At 61.4% G+C, this 20463-nt stretch carries 17 protein-coding genes, 2 pseudogenes and 1 riboswitch; of the genes and pseudogenes, 10 read left to right on the top strand and 9 right to left on the bottom strand.

The genetic code is table 11. From position 1 onward, the window contains the following. The 6 genes and pseudogenes from NW862_RS11705 to trpC all read right to left on the bottom strand — a co-directional run. Positions 1-329 (bottom strand): annotated as a pseudogene (locus NW862_RS11705) (RNA-guided endonuclease TnpB family protein); the annotation flags it as partial. Positions 330-582: 253 nt separating this feature from the next. Continuing rightward, on the bottom strand, positions 583-1653 hold the full coding sequence (locus NW862_RS11700) for a sirohydrochlorin chelatase (protein ID WP_414427208.1): 1071 nt from the start codon (positions 1651-1653) through the stop codon (positions 583-585). Between the two features lie 29 nt (positions 1654-1682). Next, a riboswitch (cobalamin riboswitch) is annotated at positions 1683-1819 on the bottom strand. Between the two features lie 112 nt (positions 1820-1931). Next, complete coding sequence (locus NW862_RS11695; RefSeq protein ID WP_414427207.1) at positions 1932-4262, bottom strand: heavy metal translocating P-type ATPase; 2331 nt, start codon at positions 4260-4262, stop codon at positions 1932-1934. Positions 4263-4388: 126 nt separating this feature from the next. Continuing rightward, the gene (locus NW862_RS11690; protein ID WP_414335098.1) at positions 4389-4583 is read right to left on the bottom strand and encodes a heavy-metal-associated domain-containing protein; all 195 of its coding nucleotides are present in this window, start codon (positions 4581-4583) and stop codon (positions 4389-4391) included. Positions 4584-4647: 64 nt separating this feature from the next. Next, positions 4648-4887 (bottom strand): DUF5340 domain-containing protein, encoded by a 240-nt coding sequence (locus tag NW862_RS11685; protein WP_414335099.1) that lies wholly within the window; start codon positions 4885-4887, stop codon positions 4648-4650. Positions 4888-4927: 40 nt separating this feature from the next. After that, positions 4928-5827 (bottom strand): indole-3-glycerol phosphate synthase TrpC, encoded by a 900-nt coding sequence (trpC, locus tag NW862_RS11680; RefSeq protein WP_414337498.1) that lies wholly within the window; start codon positions 5825-5827, stop codon positions 4928-4930. Positions 5828-6179: 352 nt separating this feature from the next. Here trpC and hmpF point away from each other — a divergent pair, with 352 nt between their 5' ends. The 4 genes from hmpF to fabD all read left to right on the top strand — a co-directional run bounded on the left by hmpF (position 6180) and on the right by fabD (position 11101). After that, a complete protein-coding gene (gene hmpF, locus NW862_RS11675) occupies positions 6180-7913 on the top strand; it encodes a pilus motility taxis protein HmpF (protein ID WP_414335100.1) in 1734 nt (577 codons plus the stop codon). Positions 7914-8122: 209 nt separating this feature from the next. Further along, entirely contained in the window at positions 8123-9214 is a 1092-nt protein-coding gene (gene plsX / locus NW862_RS11670) for a phosphate acyltransferase PlsX (RefSeq protein WP_414335101.1), read from the top strand. A gap of 5 nt (positions 9215-9219) precedes the next feature. Continuing rightward, positions 9220-10227 carry a beta-ketoacyl-ACP synthase III gene (locus NW862_RS11665; RefSeq protein WP_414349048.1) on the top strand — a complete coding sequence of 336 codons (1008 nt, stop codon included), beginning with the start codon at positions 9220-9222 and terminating at the stop codon, positions 10225-10227. A 4-nt stretch (positions 10228-10231) separates the two neighbouring features. Beyond that, positions 10232-11101, top strand: a complete 870-nt coding sequence (gene fabD / locus NW862_RS11660; protein ID WP_414335103.1) for an ACP S-malonyltransferase — start codon at positions 10232-10234, stop codon at positions 11099-11101. On the opposite strand, the gene NW862_RS11655 is transcribed toward fabD, so the two are convergent. Both NW862_RS11655 and gcvP read right to left on the bottom strand, forming a co-directional pair. After that, positions 11079-12692: a glycoside hydrolase family 3 protein gene (locus tag NW862_RS11655; protein WP_414427206.1), complete on the bottom strand. Its 1614-nt coding sequence runs from the start codon at positions 12690-12692 to the stop codon at positions 11079-11081. The two genes, fabD and NW862_RS11655, sit on opposite strands and share 23 nt — an antisense overlap. Beyond that, a complete protein-coding gene (gene gcvP, locus NW862_RS11650; RefSeq protein ID WP_414427205.1) occupies positions 12689-15634 on the bottom strand; it encodes an aminomethyl-transferring glycine dehydrogenase in 2946 nt (981 codons plus the stop codon). The genes NW862_RS11655 and gcvP overlap by 4 nt, the downstream gene beginning before the upstream one ends. A gap of 214 nt (positions 15635-15848) precedes the next feature. Between gcvP and psbU the strand changes: the two genes are divergently transcribed. From psbU to NW862_RS11620, 6 genes are all read left to right on the top strand, one after another. After that, entirely contained in the window at positions 15849-16211 is a 363-nt protein-coding gene (gene psbU, locus NW862_RS11645; protein WP_414336235.1) for a photosystem II complex extrinsic protein PsbU, read from the top strand. A gap of 22 nt (positions 16212-16233) precedes the next feature. Continuing rightward, complete coding sequence (locus tag NW862_RS11640; protein ID WP_414337460.1) at positions 16234-16638, top strand: Rpn family recombination-promoting nuclease/putative transposase; 405 nt, start codon at positions 16234-16236, stop codon at positions 16636-16638. Further along, positions 16623-16925, top strand: coding sequence for a DUF4351 domain-containing protein (locus NW862_RS11635; protein ID WP_414337457.1), 303 nt, complete (start codon positions 16623-16625; stop codon positions 16923-16925). The genes NW862_RS11640 and NW862_RS11635 overlap by 16 nt, the downstream gene beginning before the upstream one ends. Positions 16926-16984: 59 nt before the next feature. Continuing rightward, positions 16985-18064, top strand: coding sequence for a polysaccharide pyruvyl transferase CsaB (csaB, locus tag NW862_RS11630; RefSeq protein ID WP_414427204.1), 1080 nt, complete (start codon positions 16985-16987; stop codon positions 18062-18064). 170 nt (positions 18065-18234) lie between these two features. Then, positions 18235-18819 (top strand): lysostaphin resistance A-like protein, encoded by a 585-nt coding sequence (locus NW862_RS11625; protein WP_414332685.1) that lies wholly within the window; start codon positions 18235-18237, stop codon positions 18817-18819. Positions 18820-18883: 64 nt separating this feature from the next. Next, complete coding sequence (locus tag NW862_RS11620) at positions 18884-19723, top strand: alpha/beta hydrolase (protein WP_414427203.1); 840 nt, start codon at positions 18884-18886, stop codon at positions 19721-19723. A 77-nt stretch (positions 19724-19800) separates the two neighbouring features. Here the strand turns inward: NW862_RS11620 and NW862_RS11615 are convergent. Further along, positions 19801-20463 (bottom strand): annotated as a pseudogene (locus NW862_RS11615) (hypothetical protein); the annotation flags it as partial.

Here is a 20463-nt window from a genome sequence, read left to right as displayed (position 1 = left end):
CGCTTGATTGACTTGAACTTAGGCTTTTTACTCAGCCCTTGAAAGAAGCGCTGATAGGCAAAATCTACCCGCTTGACTGTAGCTTGCAGAGAATGGGAGTTGAGTTGAGCAAACTCCGGCCACGCCTGCTTGAACTCCGGCAGAAGGTTCTGCTGCTCAAGGTAAGTAACCGTCCGGCGGTTGCGTCGGTACTCATAGCGTCGGTGAGCAACGCAAGCGTTGTAGAGGTAGCAGTGCAAACGGCGGGCAGACAACAAAGCCCGCTCTTGGGTTTTGTTGGGGTACAGCCGAAAGGTCTGCCGCCTGATTACCAGTACAGTTTCAGTCACCTTTTGTGACTTAGTCGAAGCCACAGTAAGTGTAGCATCGAGAATGGCAGACTAAGAAGCGACGCTGACGCAGTTTTTAGAATTCACTTGCACGTAGTGTTTGTAACAAAATACCGGTCACTAAAGTGTATTGGGAAGGGCTAGGCTTTGGCATGATTTGCTCCCTAGAAATTGTGAAGCAATATATCCAGAATCAGTCAGAGGGTGCTATCCATCCCCACCGTATAGACGGTGGGGAATTCCGCACCTTACGTTAAGGCACTTGCCAAGCCCGTCGGTGGTAATCCTCTAATTGAGCCCAGGGATCCGCAGCCGCTGCGGGGGCATGGCCGTGGTTGTGGTGATGGTGATGGGATCCCTGCCCATGGGAATGATGGTCATGATGATGGTGGTGGTGATGGGATCCCTGCGCGTGAGGGTGATCCTGATGGTCGTGGTGATGAGTATGCCCCACTCCCAGCTCTGCGCTCACCGCCAGGCGAAACTTGCAGAGGTGGCAGTTGATTGGGGTTTGGCCCTGGAGGGCTTCCTGCTCCAGTTGCTGCAGGCTGTGCAGCACCGTATCCACAAGACCCAACTCCGGCAGCATCAGCCACTCGATCTCGGGGTATTGGCGTCGCCGCTCTTGCACCGCCGCCTCGATTTTTTTCACCAGCACCCCTGTGAAGAGAAAATAGGGCAGCACGATCACCCGGCGCGGCTGCCAGGACAAGGCCCGCTCCAAACCCACCGGCAGGCGGGGGTGGGTGATGCCGATAAAGCAGGTCTCTACGGCGGCCAACCCCGACCCTTCCCAGAGCAGCCGGGCCAGCTTACAGGCTTCGGCGTTGGCTTCGGGATCGCTGGAGCCGCGACCGACAAACAGCAACACCGTTTCCGCCCCTGGGATCTGCCGCGGTTGGGCAGCCAGCAAAGCGGCCAAGCGATCTCGCAGCAGTTGCAAGATCTCGATGCGGATCCCCAGCGGCCCCCCGTAGTGGATGCGCAACTGCGGGTGGAGGGCCTGCAGGCGATCCAGCTCCACGGTCACGTCGAACTTGTTGTGGCGCGCCCCAAACAACAACAGCGGCAGGGCCACGATCTCCTGCCACCCTTGGGCCAAGCATTGTTCCACCCCCTGGGCGATGCTCGGCTGCGCCAGCTCCAAAAAACAAGGGATCACCGGCCGCTGGGGGGTGAGGGATTGGTACGCTTGGGCCAACTCCAGAAAGGCTTGCTGCCCCTCCGGGTCGCGGGATCCATGGCCGATGAGCAAGAGGGGCAATGGAGGAGAAGGAAACTGCCCAACCGCAAGGGGAGGGGAAACAGGGAGGGTATTCAACACAAAAAACTCCGTTCCTTGTGAATCGCAAGGGGTACAGGACAAGGGCAGGTGGGTGTTCTGGCTGAGGGAGGGATCCCATCACAGTTGCGTCACAGTGGCGGATTTGCACCGCGCTTTCCCCAATCTGCCCGAGCCTCTTAGGTTAGCTTGCCGCTTGCTCTTCACCAAGCCCCCCTGGGGGGATAGCCCCGGCCCCCTACCTTGATCCCTAGCTCCCCTCTCCCTCAGGGAGAGGGGCTGGGGGTGGTCGCGTGAGCGGCGCGGAGCGCTTGGGTGCCTCAGGGAGAGGAGCTGGGGGTGAGGGCTGGGAGAGGGGTTGGGGGTGAGGGCCGAAAATGCCGCAGCCGCAGGGCGTTAGCCACTACAGAAACAGAGCTCAAGGCCATGGCCGCCCCCGCCAGCATGGGGTTGAGCAACCAGCCGGTGAAGGGGTAGAGCGCCCCGGCGGCAATCGGGATCCCGAGGGTGTTGTAGATAAAGGCGAAGAAGAGATTTTGGCGGATGTTGGCAAGGGTGGCGCGGCTGAGTTGAATGGCGGTGACCACGCCCCGCAAATCGCCGGCTATCAGGGTAATGTCGCTGGCGGCTATGGCCACATCGGTGCCCGTCCCGATGGCGATCCCCACATCGGCTTCTGCCAGTGCCGGCGCATCGTTGATGCCATCTCCCACCATCGCTACCGGGTGTCGGGGCCGTCTGAGCTGGCGAATGTAGGCTGCCTTTTGCTCGGGACGGACTTGGGCGATCACCCGGCGAATGCCTGCCTGCTGAGCAATGGCCTGGGCGGTGGTGGGGTTATCCCCGGTTAGCAGAATCACCTCCAGGCCCATCTCCTGCAGCTGGCGCACCGCGGCGGGGGAGGTGGGTTTGATCGGGTCGGCAATGGCCAACAGCCCCACCAGACGATGGGATTGCGCCACGCCGATCACCGTTTTGCCCTGGCTTTCCCAGGTCTGAACCCGCTCCGACCAAGAGGGATCCCACGGGATCCCCAGCCAGCTCAGCCGACCGATGCGCACCTGCTGCCCCTCCACCCAGGCTTCTGCCCCCTCGCCCACTTTTGCCTGAAAGTGCTGGGCCGACGGGATTGAGATGCCTTCGGCTTTGGCTTTTTGCACCACCGCCTGGGCCAGCGGATGTTCCGAGTATTGTTCCACTGCTGCTGCCAGGCGCAACAGGGCTAGGGGAGAAGAGCCTGGCGTCCAGATATCGGTGACGCTGGGACGGCCCTCGGTGAGGGTGCCGGTTTTGTCCAAGACCACCGTGCGCAAGCGGTGGGCCAATTCCAGGCTATCGGCGCTTTTTACCAGGATCCCCAATTCCGCCCCCCGCCCCGTCGCCACCATGATCGAGGTGGGGGTGGCCAACCCCAGCGCACAAGGGCAGGCGATGATCAGCACCCCAATGGTGTTCACTAAGGCCAGCGTCGGATTGCCCGCCAGCCCCCACCAGAGGACAAAAGTTAGAATGGCTACCCCGATCACCGCCGGCACAAACCAGGAGGTCACCCGATCCGCCACTTGTTGAATGGGGGCCTTGGATCCCTGGGCCTCCTGCACCAGGCGCACGATCTGGGCCAGAAGCGTATCTTTGCCCACCCGCCGCGCTTCCATCACAAAGCTGCCCGTCTGGTTGAGGGTGGCCCCGATCACCTCATCTCCTGCCGACTTGCTCACCGGCAGGCTCTCGCCAGTTACCATCGACTCGTCCAGGCTGGAGGATCCCTCTAGAATGACCCCATCCACCGGCACCTTCTCACCGGGGCGCACCCGGATCCGATCCCCCACCTGCACCGCCGCAATCGGGATATCCTGCTCCACCCCGTCGCGGATGACCCTTGCCGTTTTCGGCTGCAACCCCATCAGCTTGCGAATGGCTTCGGAGGTTTGCCCTTTGGCCCGCTGCTCCATCCACTTGCCCACCAGCACCAGGGTGACGACCACCGCCGCCACTTCGTAATACACATCCGGGTGCAGGCCCTGGCGATGAAAGAAGTCGGGGAAAGTCGTCGCCAAAAGGGAGTAGAAAAAAGCAGCGCTCGTTCCCAAAGCTACCAAGGTATTCATGTCCGCCGAGCGCCGCTGCCAAGCCGCCCAGGCGCCACGATAAAAATGCTGGCCCACCCAAAACTGCACCGGCGCCGTCAGCAGCAACTGCAACCACGGATCCTGCAGCCAGGGGGGCAGGCCGGGGATCTCCCGTCCCAGCATCATCGGCAGGGATCCGATCAGCAGCACCGTGCTGAGGCCCACTCCTATCGCCACCTTCAGCTTCAATTCCCGTTCTGCCGCCCGTTGGGCGATCCGTTCTGTGTCGTCCGGATCCGACTGTTGCCAATCGTCTTCGACCAAGCGCGCCCGATACCCCGCCTGCTCCACCACCCGGATCAATGCTTGGGGATTCACCAGCCGGGGATCCCCGCGGACGATGGCCTGCTCGCTGGCAAAGTTGACCGTTTGGGCTGTAACGCCCCGCACGCGACTCAGGGCCTGTTCAACGCCGGCAGCGCAGGAGGCACAGCTCATACCCTGGATGGCCAAGCGCCAAGTGCCGCCAGCAGATGAAGCGGACAGGCCGGGGGCAGCGGAATGGGAACCAGAATCAGACATGGCTGTCCTCAGAGCAAAAATTTAGGTAGTAAAGAAAAAGCGACGCAAAAGCTCTCTTCCCCCCACAAGGGGAAAACCCCACCTCTGAACTCTGTCCTGCCGACGCCGCCGGGCAGGAAAAAATCGCTAGGCCGGCGGATAGCCCACTTGGGCAAGCACCTGCCGCCAGTCGCTGTCGGCTCGCTCAGACGTAATCCGCACCTGCTTGGTCTTGGGATCCGCTTCCACTTGGGCCTGGGGATCCCGCTGCCGCACCGCCTGCGTGATGGTGTCCACACAAGCGGAGCAGGCTAGCTTCGGCACCGTCAAAACAACTTGCATCCTGGGAAGCCTCCCCAACCCAATGCCACCTGCTTGATGCTAAACCTTCCAGTGGGCTGGAAGGTCAAGAGGGTGGCTGAGGCTCCTCTATGTTCCAGCGGTAATCCACCTGATAGCCCCGCTGTCGCCACTCCTCCTCCAGTTGCAACTGTTGGGTCAGGGCTTTGCGCAAAGAGTTGATCAGCTCTTGCGTGCGGGCTCGATTGCCGAAATCCTGTTCCTCCACCGTCGGAAACGTTTGCCGCTCCAGAACCCGCAGCAGAAATTCGTAGTGGACGTGAGCTGGCACAGGAATACGTTTCATCGATCTAGGCCATTCTTGGGATCCATTGACAATCCTGGGTTTACTGGGGTGACAACAGGGAGCGGACGGCTTGGCCGGGATCCGGCTGCGTTACCAGCGCTTCCCCCACCAGCACGGCGCGCACCCCCCAGCTCCGCAACTGCTGCAGATCGGCAGGAGAGTGAATGCCGGATTCGCTGACCACCGGCAGATCGCCCAGGCGATCCCGGTGGGCGGCCAAGAGATCCCGCGTCGTGTTCAAGTCCACCGCAAAGGTTTTGAGATCCCGATTGTTGATGCCGATCAACACCTGACCTTTGGCCTGGTGCAGTTGCGGCAAGCCCAAAACCCGCTGTAACTCTTGGCAAGTGTGCACCTCCAACAGAGCTGCCATGCCCAATTGCTGGATCAGCTTGAGAAAATAGCCCAAATCCGCATCCGAGAGAATGGCAGCAATCAACAGCACCGCATCCGCCCCCAGAGTACGCGCCCAGAGGATTTGGTAAGGGTAGAGGATGAACTCCTTGCACAGGATGGGGATCCCGACTGCCTGGCGGATCTGGCGCAGATACTCGCCGCTGCCCTGAAAAAACCGCTCATCCGTGAGCACCGACAGGCAACTGGCTCCCGCCGCCTCGTAGCTTTGGGCAATGGCCACCGGATCAAAGGGATCGCGGAGAACCCCACGGCTGGGGGAGGCTTTTTTTACCTCGGCAATCAGAGAAACCGGATGAGGAGATTGGGTGAGGGCCGCCACAAAATCCCGCACCGGCGGCGCTTGATCCAGTTGCTGCTGCAATTGCTTCAAGGGGAGCTGCTCCCGCTGGCGCTCCACCTCCTGCTCTTTGTGCCAGATGATCTCCTCTAAAATGTGGCGCGGTTTGGCTTCCGGCGCTGTTGTCTGGTACACCTGAGAGGCGACGACGACCGGCGGGGCAGGAGAACGCCGACGAACGGCCAGCGGCTCACCTTCTAGCTCCATACCACCCCTGAACAGAACTCTACACCTCACCCTAGACTACTCTAGTGCTCTGCGGTCGGTTTGAATAGCTACCCCGAATATCCCCAAACCGCCTCTGGCAAAGGTGTTTCTTTTACCCTATGGTTGAGTGTAGAGCTGAAGCGCTGCCCAGAGCGATGTGGAATCAAAATCAACAGTAAACGTAGTCGAGAAGCTTGACGCAGCCTCTTGCGCTCTGGGGAGTTTTGCTCCGGCAGTCGTTCCGTCCCTCTTTTTTGCCGATCGTGGGCAAAGGCTCGGCTGAGCAGAGTTGGGAAGATTGCTGTCCATGCTGTTTTGAAGGAGTTCAGGCGTGCTGTACCTAGCAGAGCTATCCAAGCCGATTGGGTTTGCTAAGTCATCTCTGCAATTGCTGGCCAAGCAGCAGCAGGACAACACCTGGGTGGCCGTGAACGAAGAATCCATTACCCTGGAAGGCCGCATTGCCCAAGAGGCCGGTCGCTTCAAGGATGGGGCCTTGGTACTGGCGGAAATCTCCGGCAACCGTCAGGTTGCCCGCATCAACGAAGCCGCCCGTCAACTGGTAACCTACCTGCAAAATTTCAGCCGTTTGCAGGACAAAGCCCGCAGCCAGGAAGAGGAGATCGAAGTTTGGAAACAGTCTCTCACTTTTCAGGCGCATGAGCTGACTCGCCGCGAGATGGAATTGGCAGCCCAAGAAGAGGAGGTGCGGCGGCTGTACGAGCAGTACAAGGGCGTGGAGGAAGAGCGCAAGCTCCTGGACAGCCTCAAAGAGGAACTGGCGACCCAGCAAGCCTACCTGGCCGAACAACAGCGCCTGATCGGGGAACAGCGAGAAGCCCTGAACCGGCAGCGGCAAGAGTTGCAAGCTCAGTTGCAAGAGGCCCGCTCCAGCCGTTTGGGGGAAGCAGAAGCAGCCCAGCTCCAGGCTTTGATGCGGCAGCTTCAGGAGAGCCTGCATCCGGCCGGGGATCCCTTGGCGCTTCTGCACAGCCTAAAAAGCCAGGTTCAGCAGCAGCAGGAGCACTTGAATCAAGAGATTGTCCAATTGGAGGCAGAACGTCAGCAGGCCCAAGCCCGGCAAGAGGAGCTGGATCGGGACCACCGCGCTTGGCAAGAACGCCGCACGGCTTGGTGGGGATCCCGACAATCCCTAGAACAAGGTCAAGCGGAATGGCAAGCCCGGCAGGGATCCCTGCGAGCCTATCAAGAGCACCTGCAGAGGATCCTCCAGCAGTTGCAATCCCAAGAGAGCTTGTTCCAAAAAGCCTATCGTCTGGTGCAGGAGTACGACTTCATCGTCGATGGCAGCAGCAATGGCGGGCCAGGTGCCTCAGGGTCGGCGATCTCGGTGGAGGAGCTGGCGGCCTTGGTGAGCCAACTGCGTCGCGATTATGAGCAGCGGGCAGCCCAGGTTAGCCAGCAGCGGGCGGAGCTGGAGCAAAACCGGCAGACCCTGCGGGAGCTGCAAGAGCGGCTGGCCACCGCCTCTCCCGAGGAGCGGTTCGATATTGAAATGGATATTGACTACGCCCAGTCTGCCTGCAGCGCCCTGGAAGAGGCCCTGGCGCCCCAGGAGAAAAACCTGCAGCGGGAATACGAAGAGCTGGCCCGCCAGGAAGCCCGTCTCAGGCAGCTTCAGAATCAGGCTGCCGCCCCGGTTCAAGTGGATATCGGGCCGATCCTGGAGCAGATCGGCAGCCAGAAGCAGGATCTTCTTCAGGAAAAAAACCGTCTGCAAACCCTCGTTCACCAACTGGAATCCTCCCTGGCCTCTCAACAGGAGCAACTGGCCCGCCAAGAGCAGGAATTGCAGCAGCAGTGGCAACAACTGGAGCAGGAGGAGAGATCCCTGCGGGCGCGCACCCAGGCGATGGCCGAAACCTGGGGCCGCCTCAACCACCTGCAGGCCACCCTCTACCCCGAGCGAGATCGCTGGGCGGAGTTGGCAGGAGAGTTGGCGCAGTTGGAGGCGGAGCTGGGCCAACACCAGGCGAGAAACTCCGCGGCCCACGCCCACGTCCAACAGGTCCACTCTCTTTTGGCTGCCCTCACTCAGGCTTGAGAGGGTGGGGAGAGCCGGCTCCAACGGATCCCTTCTGTTTCGGCGCAGGATCTGCAGTCTTAACGAAGAGAACAAATCTGGTAAAATTCGGTAGCATCCTGCAGCCATTGAGGCTCCCAGCTTTTGGGCAGGGGAACTGCAGAGCTTGTTGCGCTTTGCTCCGGTTCTTGCTTGCGGTTGCCAAGGACATTCCAATGTGAGGTCGGCTCGTGCGAATTGCGGTTGATGCGATGGGGGGTGACTATGCTCCCGAGGAGATCGTCAAGGGTGCCTTGCTGGCCCATCGACAGCTTCGGGTCGGGATCGCACTGGTGGGTTGCCCGGATTCCCTGAAGCCCTTTCTGCCCCAGCCCTTGCCCGCCGGGATCACCCTTGTGCCCGCTGAGGACAAGGTGGGCATGGCAGAAGAGCCCTTGATGGTGCGCAAGAAGCCCAAAGCCTCCATCAACGTCTCGATGCAACAGGTGCGGGCCAACCAGGCGGATGCGGTGGTGGCCGCCGGCAACACCGGGGCAGCGATGGCTGCAGCTTACCTCAATTTGGGCCGACTGGGGGGAATCGACCGTCCCGCCATCGGCGCTCTTTTGCCCACTTTGAAGGGCAAGCCGGTGCTGCTTTTGGATGTGGGCGCCAACGTAGACTGCCGGCCCCGCTTTTTGGAACAGTTTGCCCGCATGGGATCCCTTTACTGCCAGTGTGTGTTGGGGATCGAGAAGCCGCGGGTGGGCCTGCTCAACATCGGCGAGGAGCCCAACAAAGGCAACGACTTGGCCCTGGCTACTCACCAGCGCTTGAGCCAGTTGCCAGGGATCCACTTTGCCGGCAATGCCGAGGGGCGGGACGTGCTGACCGGGGAGTTTGACGTGGTGGTGTGCGACGGCTTTGTCGGCAATGCCCTGCTCAAGTTTGCCGAAAGCGTCGGCCAGGTGATCACCCAGGTGCTGCGGGAGGAGCTGCCCCGCGGTTGGCGCGGCAAGCTGGGCTGCTGGCTGCTGCGGCCCAACCTTAAGCAGGTGAAGCGGCGCATGGACTATGTGGAATACGGCGGCGCTCTGCTGCTGGGAGTGAACGGCATCTGCGTCATTACCCACGGCAGCTCCAAGGCGCCGATGGTCTACCATGCCATTCGTTTGGCCAAAGAAGCGGCGGAGCAAAAAATCCTGCAGCGACTGCAAGCGGAAATGGCCGATCCTCGCGAGTCTCATCTCAGTTCCGAGCGGCGCGCCCGGCCTTTTCAGTCTGCCTCTGACTGCAGCTCAGAGGTGCTGCCTCTGCGACCTTTGGATCGGGTGGAAGGATAGCGTCCATGCCCAGCAATGGCCTCCCAACGGTGCGGCTGGTGGGGGTGGGGGCTGCCCTGCCGGAGCCTTGCCTGAGCAACGAAGACCTCAGCCAGATTGTGGAAACTTCCGATGAGTGGATCTGGCCCCGCACTGGTATCCGTCAACGCCGTATTCTCCCTCCCCACTTGAGTTTGGTGGACTTGGCGGCTCAGGCGGCAAGGGCCGCTCTGGATCAAGCCGGGATCCCGCCCCGAGAATTGGATTTGATCCTGCTGGCCACTTCCACCGCCGTCGATCGCTTCGGCTCGGCTCCACAGGTACAGGCGGCGCTGGGGGCAACGGGGGCGGTGGCTTTTGATCTGACGGCAGCCTGCACAGGGTTTGTGTTTGCCGTGGCCACAGCAGCGCAGTTTTTGCAAACCGGTCTGTACCGGCGGGCGCTGGTGGTGGCGGCGGATGTCCTCTCCCGCACGGTGGATTGGGCGGATCGCACCACCTGTGTCCTGTTTGGGGATGGGGCGGGGGCGGTGGTGCTGGAAGCGGGGGAAGCGGGAGCTGGCGGCATCCTCGGCATTGAGCTGCGCAGCGATGGCAGCGGCAGCGAGCTGCTCAGCTTGTCCATGGCCACCGAGGCCAGGCCCCTGGTGGGATCCCTGCAGGTGGGTCAATACCGCTGCTGCCCCATTGCCATGAATGGCCGCGAGGTGTACAAATTTGCCGTCCAGGTGGTGCCGGAGATTATCGAGAAAGTTCTCTTTCGGGCCGGGATCCCGGCGGAGGCGGTTCAGGGGTACTTTATCCACCAGGCCAACCAGCGCATTCTCGATGCCGTGGCCAAGCGCTTGCAGTTGGATCCACAACGGGTGGCCAGCGTCCTGGAACAGTACGGCAACACCTCCGGCGCTTCGGTGCCGATTGCCTTGGCCACCTGGATCGCGCAGGGGCGCTTTGGCGCTGGCGATCTGGGGGTGATGGCGGGCTTTGGCGCCGGCCTCACCTGGGGAGCGATTGTCTTTCGTTGGGGGAAATGAATTGATGACCGTTGCCTGGATCTATCCCGGCCAGGGATCCCAAGCGGTGGGGATGGGAAAAGACTTACAAGATTGGCCAGGGGCGGCCCAGAAGTTGGCTTGGGCCCGCGAGATGCTGGGATGGGATCCCTTGGCGCTGTCGGAAGCGCAGATCCATCAAACTGTCTACACGCAGCCGGCTTTGTTTACGGTGTCGGCCCTGCTGACGGACTATCTCTATGCCCAGGGGCAGGCTCCCGCCTGCACAGCCGGCCACAGCTTGGGAGAATATAGCGCCCTCTACGCCGCCGGGGTATTTGATTTTGAGACTGGCCTGCGGCTGGTGGCGCTGCGGGGCCGATTGATGGAAGCCGCAGGGGATCCGCCGGGCAGCATGGCGGCGGTGATGGGGTTTGATCGCGACAAGCTGGAGCACCTGTGCCAGATGATCCCTGAAGTTACCCTGGCCAACGACAACAGCCCGGATCAGGTGGTGATCAGCGGCTCGGTCGAGGGGGTGCAGGCTGTTTGTGAGCAGTTGCAGGCCAAGCGCACCGTTCCTCTCAAAGTCAGCGGCGCCTTTCACTCGCCCTTGATGCAGGCGGCGGCGGCAACCTTTGCCCACACCTTGCGCGCGGTTGACTTTCAGGCTCCGCGAGTGCCGGTCTACAGCAACTGCACCGCCACCCCCAGCCGGGATCCCGCGGTTCTCAAGCAGGCGCTGCTGTCCCAGATGACCGCCCCTGTCCGCTGGCGAGAGACAGTGCTGCAGATGGCTGCCGACGGCATCCAAGAGGTGTGGGAAATCGGCCCCGGCAATGTCCTGACGGGCTTGGTGAAGCGAACAGTGCCCACCCTGGCGCGGCGCAACATCAGCAGCCTCGACCGCTGCTAAGGGATTCCACCGGCAAGCGACCCCGGGCCGGGATCCGCCCCAGCAACACCTGGAGCAGCGCCTGCAGCGAGACAGGGGTAGAGCCATAGCAGGCCAAATAAACCGGGATCTGGGGCAGGGCAAAGGCATCGTAGGGGGATCCCAAAGCCAACCCGATCACCTTTTCGGGAGGAAGGGATCCCAGCAACTCCCTCTGAAGTGGGTAACGAAATAGATCAAGGGAGCCCACCAGCACTTGGTCAGCTCTTGGCGCCCTTTGCAGGGTTGTTTGCCAATCCTCAGGGGTAGGCTCTGGGCTGATCTTGAGAATTTGAGCAGCAGGCCGGGCGTTTTGGAGAAGATCCCCCAGAAGAGGCACAGGAGTGATGAGCAGCGGGTCGGGGGCCAAAGGGGGCAGGGATCCCCGCAGGAGCGTGATGCTGTCTTGAGCGATTTGGCGGGCCAGCGCTTGGTGCTCTTCCAGGTCGGCAGAGGGGAAAGGGGGGCAGGGGGATCCCAGTCCGTAGCGCCGCTTCAAGTTCAAAATCCGCTCCACCGACCGATCCAATTGTTCAACTGACAAATGCCCAGCGCGAAACTGTTGCAGCAGATGGGCGTAGGCTTCTTTTTGGATGGCCGGGCTAAAGCCGGGATCAGCCCCAAATAGGAGCACATCGGCCCCTGCCCGGAAGGCCAGTTCTGCCGCTTCGGGAATGCCATAGCTGCGGGCAACGGCCCCCATGGTCAGGGAATCCGTCAGAACAAGCCCCTTGAACCCCAGCTTCTGCCGCAACCAACCCGACACCACCTCAGGGGCCAGCGTTGCCGGCCGCAAAGACTGCGTCCTGCTGTCGCGTTCGCGGAAGCGTCGCGTAGCGCTAGCGGATCCCAGGGCCGGCATCACCACATGCGCCGTCATCATCGCCTCTGTGCCTGCCCGGATCAAAGCCTGGAACGGGCGCAGCTCCGTGGCCTGTAGCGCCTCCAGAGGGCGATCCACCCGCGGCAACCCCAGGTGGGAATCGAGGTCGGTGTCCCCATGGCCGGGAAAATGTTTGGGCGTGCAGAGGATCCCGGCTTGCCGGTAGCCACGCCACAGGGCCAGGCCATAGTCCGCTACCTGTTTCGGATCCGACCCAAAGGCGCGGATGCCGATAATGGGGTTGTGGGGGTTGCTGTTCACATCCACAACGGGGGCGAAGTTGAGGTTAAACCCCAAACTTTTCAGCTCCGTTCCCACCGCACGGGCCATCGCTTCCGCCTTCGCCAGGGATCCCGCCGCTGCCACCGCCATGGCGCTGGGAAACACGGTTACCCCCTCGGTGAGGCGCACCACCGGCCCCCCCTCTTGATCAATGCCTATCCACAAGGGGATACGGGCTTGTGCTTGAGCTGCGGCAATGAGTTGGGCTACCTGGGGCAACGTTTGAATGTTTCCGGCAATCGAATAGAAGATCAGACCGCCCACGTGGCAGTTCCGGATCATCTCCTCGAGGGCAGGGGAAAACTCGGCTCCCTCAAAATAAACCAGGAACAGTTGCCCAACTTTTTCCTCAAGGCTCCAAGCCCTGGGATCCACTTCGGCGGCAGGAAAAGAGATCGGGCGTGTCAAAGCAGATATCCTTCGACGTCACTGCTAAAGGATCGGGTTTCCAGCCAGGGCTGACAACTGCACACCAGGTGGCGATCCCCGTAGGCGTTGTCGATGCGGCTGACGCTGGGCCAGAACTTGCGCTCTTTGACCCACGGGAGGGGGTAGGCGGCCAGGGAGCGAGGGTAGGGGCGATCCCAGTGATCGGTGACCACTACCTCGGCGGTGTGGGGGGCAAGTTTAAGGGGGTTGCGCACGGGATCCATCTCGCCCCGCTCAATGGCAGCAATCTCCTGGCGAATGGCAATCATTGCCTCGCAGAAGCGATCCAGCTCTTCTAGGGATTCGCTCTCGGTGGGCTCCACCATCATTGTCCCCGGCACCGGCCAGGAGATGGTGGGGGCGTGGAAGCCGTAGTCCATCAGCCGCTTGGCTACATCCTCGACCTCAATGCCGGCGCTTTTCTTGAGGGGGCGCAGGTCCAGGATGCACTCGTGGGCCACCCATCCCCCTGGCCCTTTGTAGAGCACCGGGTAGTAGGGATCCAGCCGCTTGGCGATGTAATTGGCGTTGAGGAGGGCCACTTGGGTGGCCAGGGTGAGGCCGGCGGATCCCATGAGGCGGATGTAGGCCCAGGAGATGGGCAGGATGCTGGCGCTGCCCCAGGGGGCGGCGCTGACCGGGCCGTTGCAACCAGGCAAAAACGGGTGGCCGGGCAAATGCGGCAGGAGATGACGGGCAACGGCAATAGGCCCCACCCCCGGCCCGCCCCCGCCGTGGGGGATGCAGAAGGTCTTGTGCAGGTTGAGATGGCAGACATCGGCTCCCAGCTCTGCAGGACGGCAGAGGCCCACCTGGGCGTTGAGGTTGGCCCCATCCATGTACACCTGCCCCCCGGCCTCGTGGATTATCTGGCAAATCTCGCGGATCCCTTCCTCAAACACCCCATGGGTGGAGGGGTAAGTAATCATCAGGGCGGCCAGCCGTTCCCGGTGCTGCTCCACCTTGGCCCGCAGGTCTTCGAGGTCGATGTTGCCGGCCCTGTCGCAGGCCACGCTCACCACCTGCATCCCGGCCATGACAGCGCTGGCGGGGTTGGTGCCATGGGCGGAGGTGGGGATCAGGCACACCTGGCGCTGGCTTTCCCCGCGGGCCTGGTGGTAGCGACGAATGGCCAGCAAGCCGGCATATTCCCCCTGGGATCCGGCGTTGGGCTGGAGGGAGACGCCGGCAAAGCCCGTGATCTCTGCCAGCATTCGCTCCAACTGGGCAAAGAGGGTTTGATAGCCGCGAGCTTGTTCCAGAGGCGCAAAAGGATGGAGCTGGGCAAACTCCGGCCAGGTTATGGGCAGCATCTCGGCTGTGGCGTTTAGCTTCATGGTGCAGGAGCCCAAGGGGATCATGGAGTGGACAAGGGAGAGATCCCGGCTCTGCAGGCGGTGGATATAGCGCAGCAGCTCCGTTTCCGAGTGGTAGCGGTTAAACACCGGATGGGTGAGGTAGGGGGTGGTGCGCAAGAGCTGAGGCGGCAGGCTTTGGTGGGGATCCGAACTCAGGCCTTCGGGATCCCAGGCTGGCTCCTTGGAGCCAGCGAAGATTTCCCAGAGATCGCGCAGATCTTGAGAGGTTGTGGCCTCGTCCACGCTGATCCCCAGGGTAGTCTCGTCGATCCGCCGCAGGTTGATGCGCCGCTGGGCGGCCCGCTCTTGGATCTGGCCGACCTGTTCGGGGGACTCTGCCTTCACCCAAAAGGTATCGAAGAAATACTCTGGCCCCACCCTGTAGCCCAGATCCCGGATCCCGGCGGCCAGGTGATGGGCCTGGCGATGGATGCGTTCGGCAATTTGCCGCAGGCCGCGCGGGCCGTGATAGACGGCATACATGGAGGCCACCACCGCTAAGAGCACCTGGGCGGTGCAGATGTTGCTGGTGGCCTTGTCGCGGCGGATGTGCTGCTCCCGCGTTTGTAGGGCTAGGCGCAGGGCCGGCCTGCCCTGGGCATCTTGGGAGATCCCCACCAGCCGCCCCGGCAGCAGCCGTTTGTGGGCCTCGCGGGTGGCAAAGTAGGCAGCGTGGGGGCCGCCGTAGCCCAGGGGCACCCCAAAGCGCTGGGTGGATCCCACCACAATGTCTGCCCCCCACTCCCCTGGCGGTTGCAAGAGAGTCAGGCTGAGCAAGTCAGCAGCTACGGCCACCACCATCCCTCTTTGGTGGGCCTGCTCCACCAGCTTGCGGTAATCCCGGATCTCTCCATAGGTGTTGGGATACTGCAAGAGCACGCCAAAGCCGTTCCCAAGCTCAAACTGGGAAGGATCTGCCACACGCACCTGGATCCCCAAGGGCTCTGCCCGCGTCTGCACGACGGCAATGGTCTGGGGATGGCAGCCGCGATCCACCCAGAAGACCTGGGATCCCTTGCCTGCCAGGGCGTAGGCCAGGCTCATAGCCTCAGCGGCAGCAGTGGCTTCGTCCAGCAGGGAGGCATTGGCGATCTCCATGCCTGTTAGATCGATCACCATCGTCTGGAAATTGAGCAGGGCCTCTAGCCGCCCCTGGGCGATCTCCGCCTGGTAGGGGGTGTACTGGGTGTACCAGCCGGGGTTCTCCAGAATGTTGCGCTGGATCACCGGCGGCGTCAGGCAGTTGGAATAGCCCATGCCCAAAAAGGAGCGCCACACCTGGTTCTGGGCCGCCATTGCCCTCAGTTCTGCCAATACTTGCTGCTCACTGCTGGGGGATCCCAGGTGCAGGGGTCGGCTGCTGCGAATCGCCGCCGGCACCGCCTTATCCACTAATTCCCGTAGAGAGCTCAGCCCCAAGGCCTGCAACATCTGACGGATTTGCTGGGCGTCTGGCCCGATGTGCCGCCAGACGAAGAGTTCTCTCTGCTCTAGCAGCTCTAGCTCTGGATCGGCGGCAGAGAGAGAGGGGCTGAGGGGATGGAGGATGGTGGAGTCGGACATGGGGCAAAACAAAAGCGATGAGCAGTTGGTCAGCCGCCAAAAGGCTATTCCCCGATCATAGTTGTTAAAAATTATTTCTGACGGGATCCAAATCTGAATCTGGGTCTCGATTCGGGGTAGCGGGGATGAGACACTAAATGGTCGGAGAATGTTAGCGACCTATCCCCTGAGCGTTGTCATGACTGCTTTCAACCTTGTCTGCAAAGGTGGTGCTATGCGTCGGCTGTTGTCTGCTTTGGTGTCTATCCTGTTGATGCTCTGTCTGTGCTTGGCCCCCTTGGGGATCCCGGCCGTGGCGGCAGAGCTTCCGCCGGTGAAACACCTCGACACTCCCATCGACGTGAACAACACCATCCTGCGCAACTACCGCCAGTTGCCTGGCTTCTATCCCACCCTGGCCCGTATTCTGGTGAAAAATGCTCCCTACAACAGCCTGGAGGACATGTTGCAGATCCCAGAATTGACGGAGCAGCAGAAGGCCTTGATCAAGGCGAACGCGGAGAACTTCGTGTTTGGGGAGTACCAAGAGGGGGCCAACCAACTGGAAAACCGCATCAACCAAGGCTACTACGGCTGATCCCGGCCAGCCAAGGGATCCCATGGCCTACGACAACGTCTGCAAGTACCTGGTAGAGTGGTTTCCCGACTCCTTTGCCCGCTGGCTACTGGGATCCCCGGTTCCCTTGGCCCAAATCCAGCCAACAGAGCTCTCCAGCGAGCCCATCAGAGCCGATTCCCTCATCCTCTTGAGGGCCCAAAACTTGATCCTGCACCTCGAATTCCAGACCGATCCGGATCCCGAGATCCCCTTTCGCATGGCAGACTACTGCCTGCGCCTGTATCGCCGCTATCCTGCCCAGGAGGTGCGGCAGGTTGTCGTCTACCTGAGAAAAACCCAGTCGGAACGGGTGTACCAAACTTCTTTCCAACGGGGATCCCTATCCCATGGACACCAGAGGAAATTAGCAGGGTGCTGGGAGGTTTGTCTGTGCGGGAATCGGTGATCTACCAGATGTGGCGGGCAGAAGCCCTCCAGGAAGGGCGAGAGGAAGGCCTGAAACAAGGCCTACAACAGGGTCTACAGCAGGGTCTGCAACAGGGTCTGCAGCAGGAGGCAGCTCGGCTGACTTTAAATCAACTGCGGCGCAAACTGGGGCCCTTGCCCGAACACCTATCTGAGACCCTTTGTCACCTGCCCACTGAGCAACTGGAAGCGCTGGCGGAGGCATTGCTCGACTTTCAAACCCTGGCCGATTTAACCCAATGGCTCAGGAGAACCTTATCAAACTAGTCTTGTTAAACTTGCCATCTAGCGATCCCAGGCCAGCTTCTTTCAGCCAAGTGGGCTCGATGAAGCAGCCCCAGGTTTTGATATGTGGCTACCACGGCTACGGTAATGCCGGCGACGAGGCCCTGTTGCTGGCTCTGCTGCAGCAGCTCCGGCAGTTGCCCAACCCCGTACAGCCGGTGGTGCTTTCTCCCTGCCCTGCGGAAACGGCTGCCACCTATGGAGTGATGGCCTGCCCGCGCTTCGATGGATGGGCTTTGCGGCGCTATCTGAGGCAGTCTCAAGCTTTTATCTGGGGTGGGGGCAGCCTGCTGCAGGATCGCACCAGTTGGCGCAGCCCGCTCTACTATCTGGGGTTGATGCTCTGGGCCCAGCGGCGGGGGCTGAAAACCTTGGCTTGGGCCCAGGGGATCGGCCCCTTGCAGCGGGGCTGGATCCGCGAGCTGGCCCGCCGGTCTCTAGCAGGTTGTACGGCCATCAGTGTGCGCGACGCCGTTGCCTCCCAATGGCTGCGAGACTGGGGGATCCCCCACCAGGTGGCCCCGGATCCGGTTTGGGGCCTGCCCGCCGAAACCCTGCCGGAGTGGGAAAGATGGCCTCAGCCCCGCATTGCCGTGGTCTTGCGGCAGCATCCCCAGCTCACTCCAGCGCGACTTGAGACTTTGGCGGAAGGCTTGAGGCGCCTCCAGGTCTCGACGGGGGCCTATCTCCTTTTGCTGCCCTTCCAACTGGCTCCTCCCAGATCCCCCGACCTGGGGCCAGACTACTGCTTAGCGCAACAGCTGCAACAGCGCCTGCCCGGCCACAGCCGGGTTTTGGAGATTCGGGATCCCTGTCTTTTAAAGGGGGTCTTTCGGGGGGTGAAATTGGCAATCGTTATGCGCTACCACGGCTTGGTGATGGCGGCGGCTGAGGGTTGCGCCTGCTTTGGCCTCAGCTACGATCCCAAGGTAAAAACGCTACTCGGGGAATTGGGCATGCCCGGCTGGGATCTCGAGGCGATCCCAGAGGATCCCGAAGCTTTGCACCGGGCTTGGCTGGCTTGCTATGCCGACGGGCCGGCCCTCAGCCCTGACCAAGTGGCCGTTTGGGTGGAGCGATCGGCCCAGCACGCCCAGTTGCTGAGGCAGCACTTGCCTTAAAGGAGAGGGGGGATCCCAAGCTCCTACCCCCTTGACCGAGGCAATGGCGGCGCAAACCACGCTCTCTAGAGCTGGGGAGAGCATCAACTGAGAGTCTTCCCCGCTGCCAGTGTGGATTCGGGCAGCCGTTCTTATCGGAATTCGCCCTACGCTGGAAATAGGCTCCTCCCATGAGTGCCAAGATGCAACCCTGTACCCGCCAACAGATCTTGATCGGGATGGGCCTCACCAGCCTGATCCTGGCCCTCATCGCCGGCCTCTGGATCTGGCTGGGATCCCTCCGCGTGCCCTTTTGCTGGGATCCGCTGGCCGTCGCCTGGGGAGCGGCGCTGGGGCTGGGGGTGGCGTTGCTTAGCGGCGGGGCTTACTGGCTTTGGCCGGCCTATCGCCGGGCGGCTTCCGCCTACTTGCACCTGGTGGCGGATCCCTTGCAATGGCGGGATATCTTCTGGGTGGGGGTGCTGCCGGGCTGGAGCGAGGAATGGCTGTTTCGCGGCGTGCTGATGGGATCCCTAGTGGCCAGCCCCTTGGGGTGGACAGGCGGGATCCTCCTGAGCGGCCTCTTGTTTGGGGTTTTGCACTGGCTAGAGTGGCAGGGTTGGCCCTATGCCGTCTGGGCCAGCGCCGTGGGCATCCTCCTGGGGCTGGGCGTGTGGCTATCGGGAAACCTGTTGGTAACCATCGTCGCCCATACTTTGGTTAACTGGATTGGGGTTTGCCTCTGGAAATGTTCTGCCCTGCCAGCCGAATCCTGAAGTGCTCGACGTCGCCGCCCCCCTCTCCCTCTGGGAGAGGGGTTGGGGGTGAGGGGAAGGAGCAATGGGCAAGCCTTTGATTTTTGCATCCTTTCTGGGACTGCGGCTGGGGCCATCCTTGCTGCTCATCGGCCTAGGGGTATACGGCTACCTGCTCTGGCTGGGCCGATTTCAATCAGAGCGGCTGATCTTTTTGCCCCGCCCCGCCAGCTACCAGGATGGGGACGCCATTCTCAAGCTCACCACCGCCGATGGCCTGCAGATTTCGGCAGTCTACCTGCCCAATCCCGCAGCCACCTATGCTCTCCTCTACAGCCACGGCAACGCCGAGGACTTGGGGGATATCCTGCCGCGCCTGAGGAAGCTGCAGCAGGGGGGGTTTGCCGTCTTGGCCTACGACTACCGCGGCTACGGCACCAGCGAAGGGATCCCTTCCGAGGCCGGCGCCTACAAAGACATTGAAGCGGCCTACGCTTACCTACGAGATCAGGGGATCCCGCCGGAGCGGATTTTGCTTTACGGACGCTCGGTGGGAGGTGGGCCCTCAGTTTACTTGGCAGCCCAAAAGCCGGTGGGTGGCTTGATCCTGGAATCCACCTTTGTAACCGCTTTTCGCGTCTTGACCCGCATCCCCCTGCTGCCTTTTGATCGCTTCGACAACCTCAGCCGCATTGCCCAGATCAATTGTCCGCTGCTGATTTTGCACGGCACTCAGGATCGCTTGATCCCCTTCTGGCATGCCGAAGCCCTTTACCAAGCAGCACGGGATCCCAAGCGTTTGGTGCCCATCGAGGGAGCCGATCACAACAACTTGCTCCAGGTGGCCGGGGAGCGCTACCTGCCCATCCTGCACCAATTTGTGGCCGAGCTGGTGGATCCCAACCCTTTCCTGGACAATCCGTAGATCCCAGCGGATTGGAATAGCGCTAGCCTAACAGCCTGTCCTGCTGCAAAGACAGAAGTGGACAAGCGTGAGGATTTTTAAGTGACTTTTTGACCCATCAGTTCTTGCAACAGGTTCTGCGCCGTTCCCATATAGCGCAGCACATCGGGATGATGGCTCCAGAGCAGGTCGCTTTCGGGGAAAACCTCCAGCGAGAACATGCCCTGCACGGCTCGCAGATAAGGCAGCAGGACAGTGTAGCTGGCCGGGGTGAGCTGAAAGCGCAGCGCCTCGCCCAAAAGCTCCAGCATCTGCCGCACCAGTTTCCACTCCACCTTCAAAGGGGGGTACAGCATCACACAAAGGGGAAACAGCTCCTGCTGCACAGCCATCACACTGCCTTCTAAGGCACAGAGGCCCAGGTACACCTGGAACATCTCCACATCGCGGATGCTGGAGATCCGCACTTCCAGATCCGCCAAGAGGCCGCTTTCACAGTGATAGTTCGGAAAACGCTGCGCCACCTCAGCACAGATAGACTCTGCCACACCGGTAATCAGGGGCAAGAGCTCTTGCACGGCAGCCAGGGGGGCGGAAAAGGTATCGCCTGCATGGGCGGCGGCATTCTCATACATTCTTTGTAGGGGCATGTACAGGTGGTCGTCCATGACCTTCAAGTAAGGTTGGAAGAGGCCGCGCTCCTGAGGTGACAAGGCTTGCGAGACCATTTGCCCCGTGTAGTGGAATTGCATACTTAAAAA

It is taken from the genome of Synechococcus sp. H55.8 (assembly GCF_047462375.1).
Taxonomy (GTDB): Bacteria; Cyanobacteriota; Cyanobacteriia; order Thermostichales; family Thermostichaceae; genus Thermostichus.
This window is presented reverse-complemented; position numbering and strand designations above follow the sequence as displayed.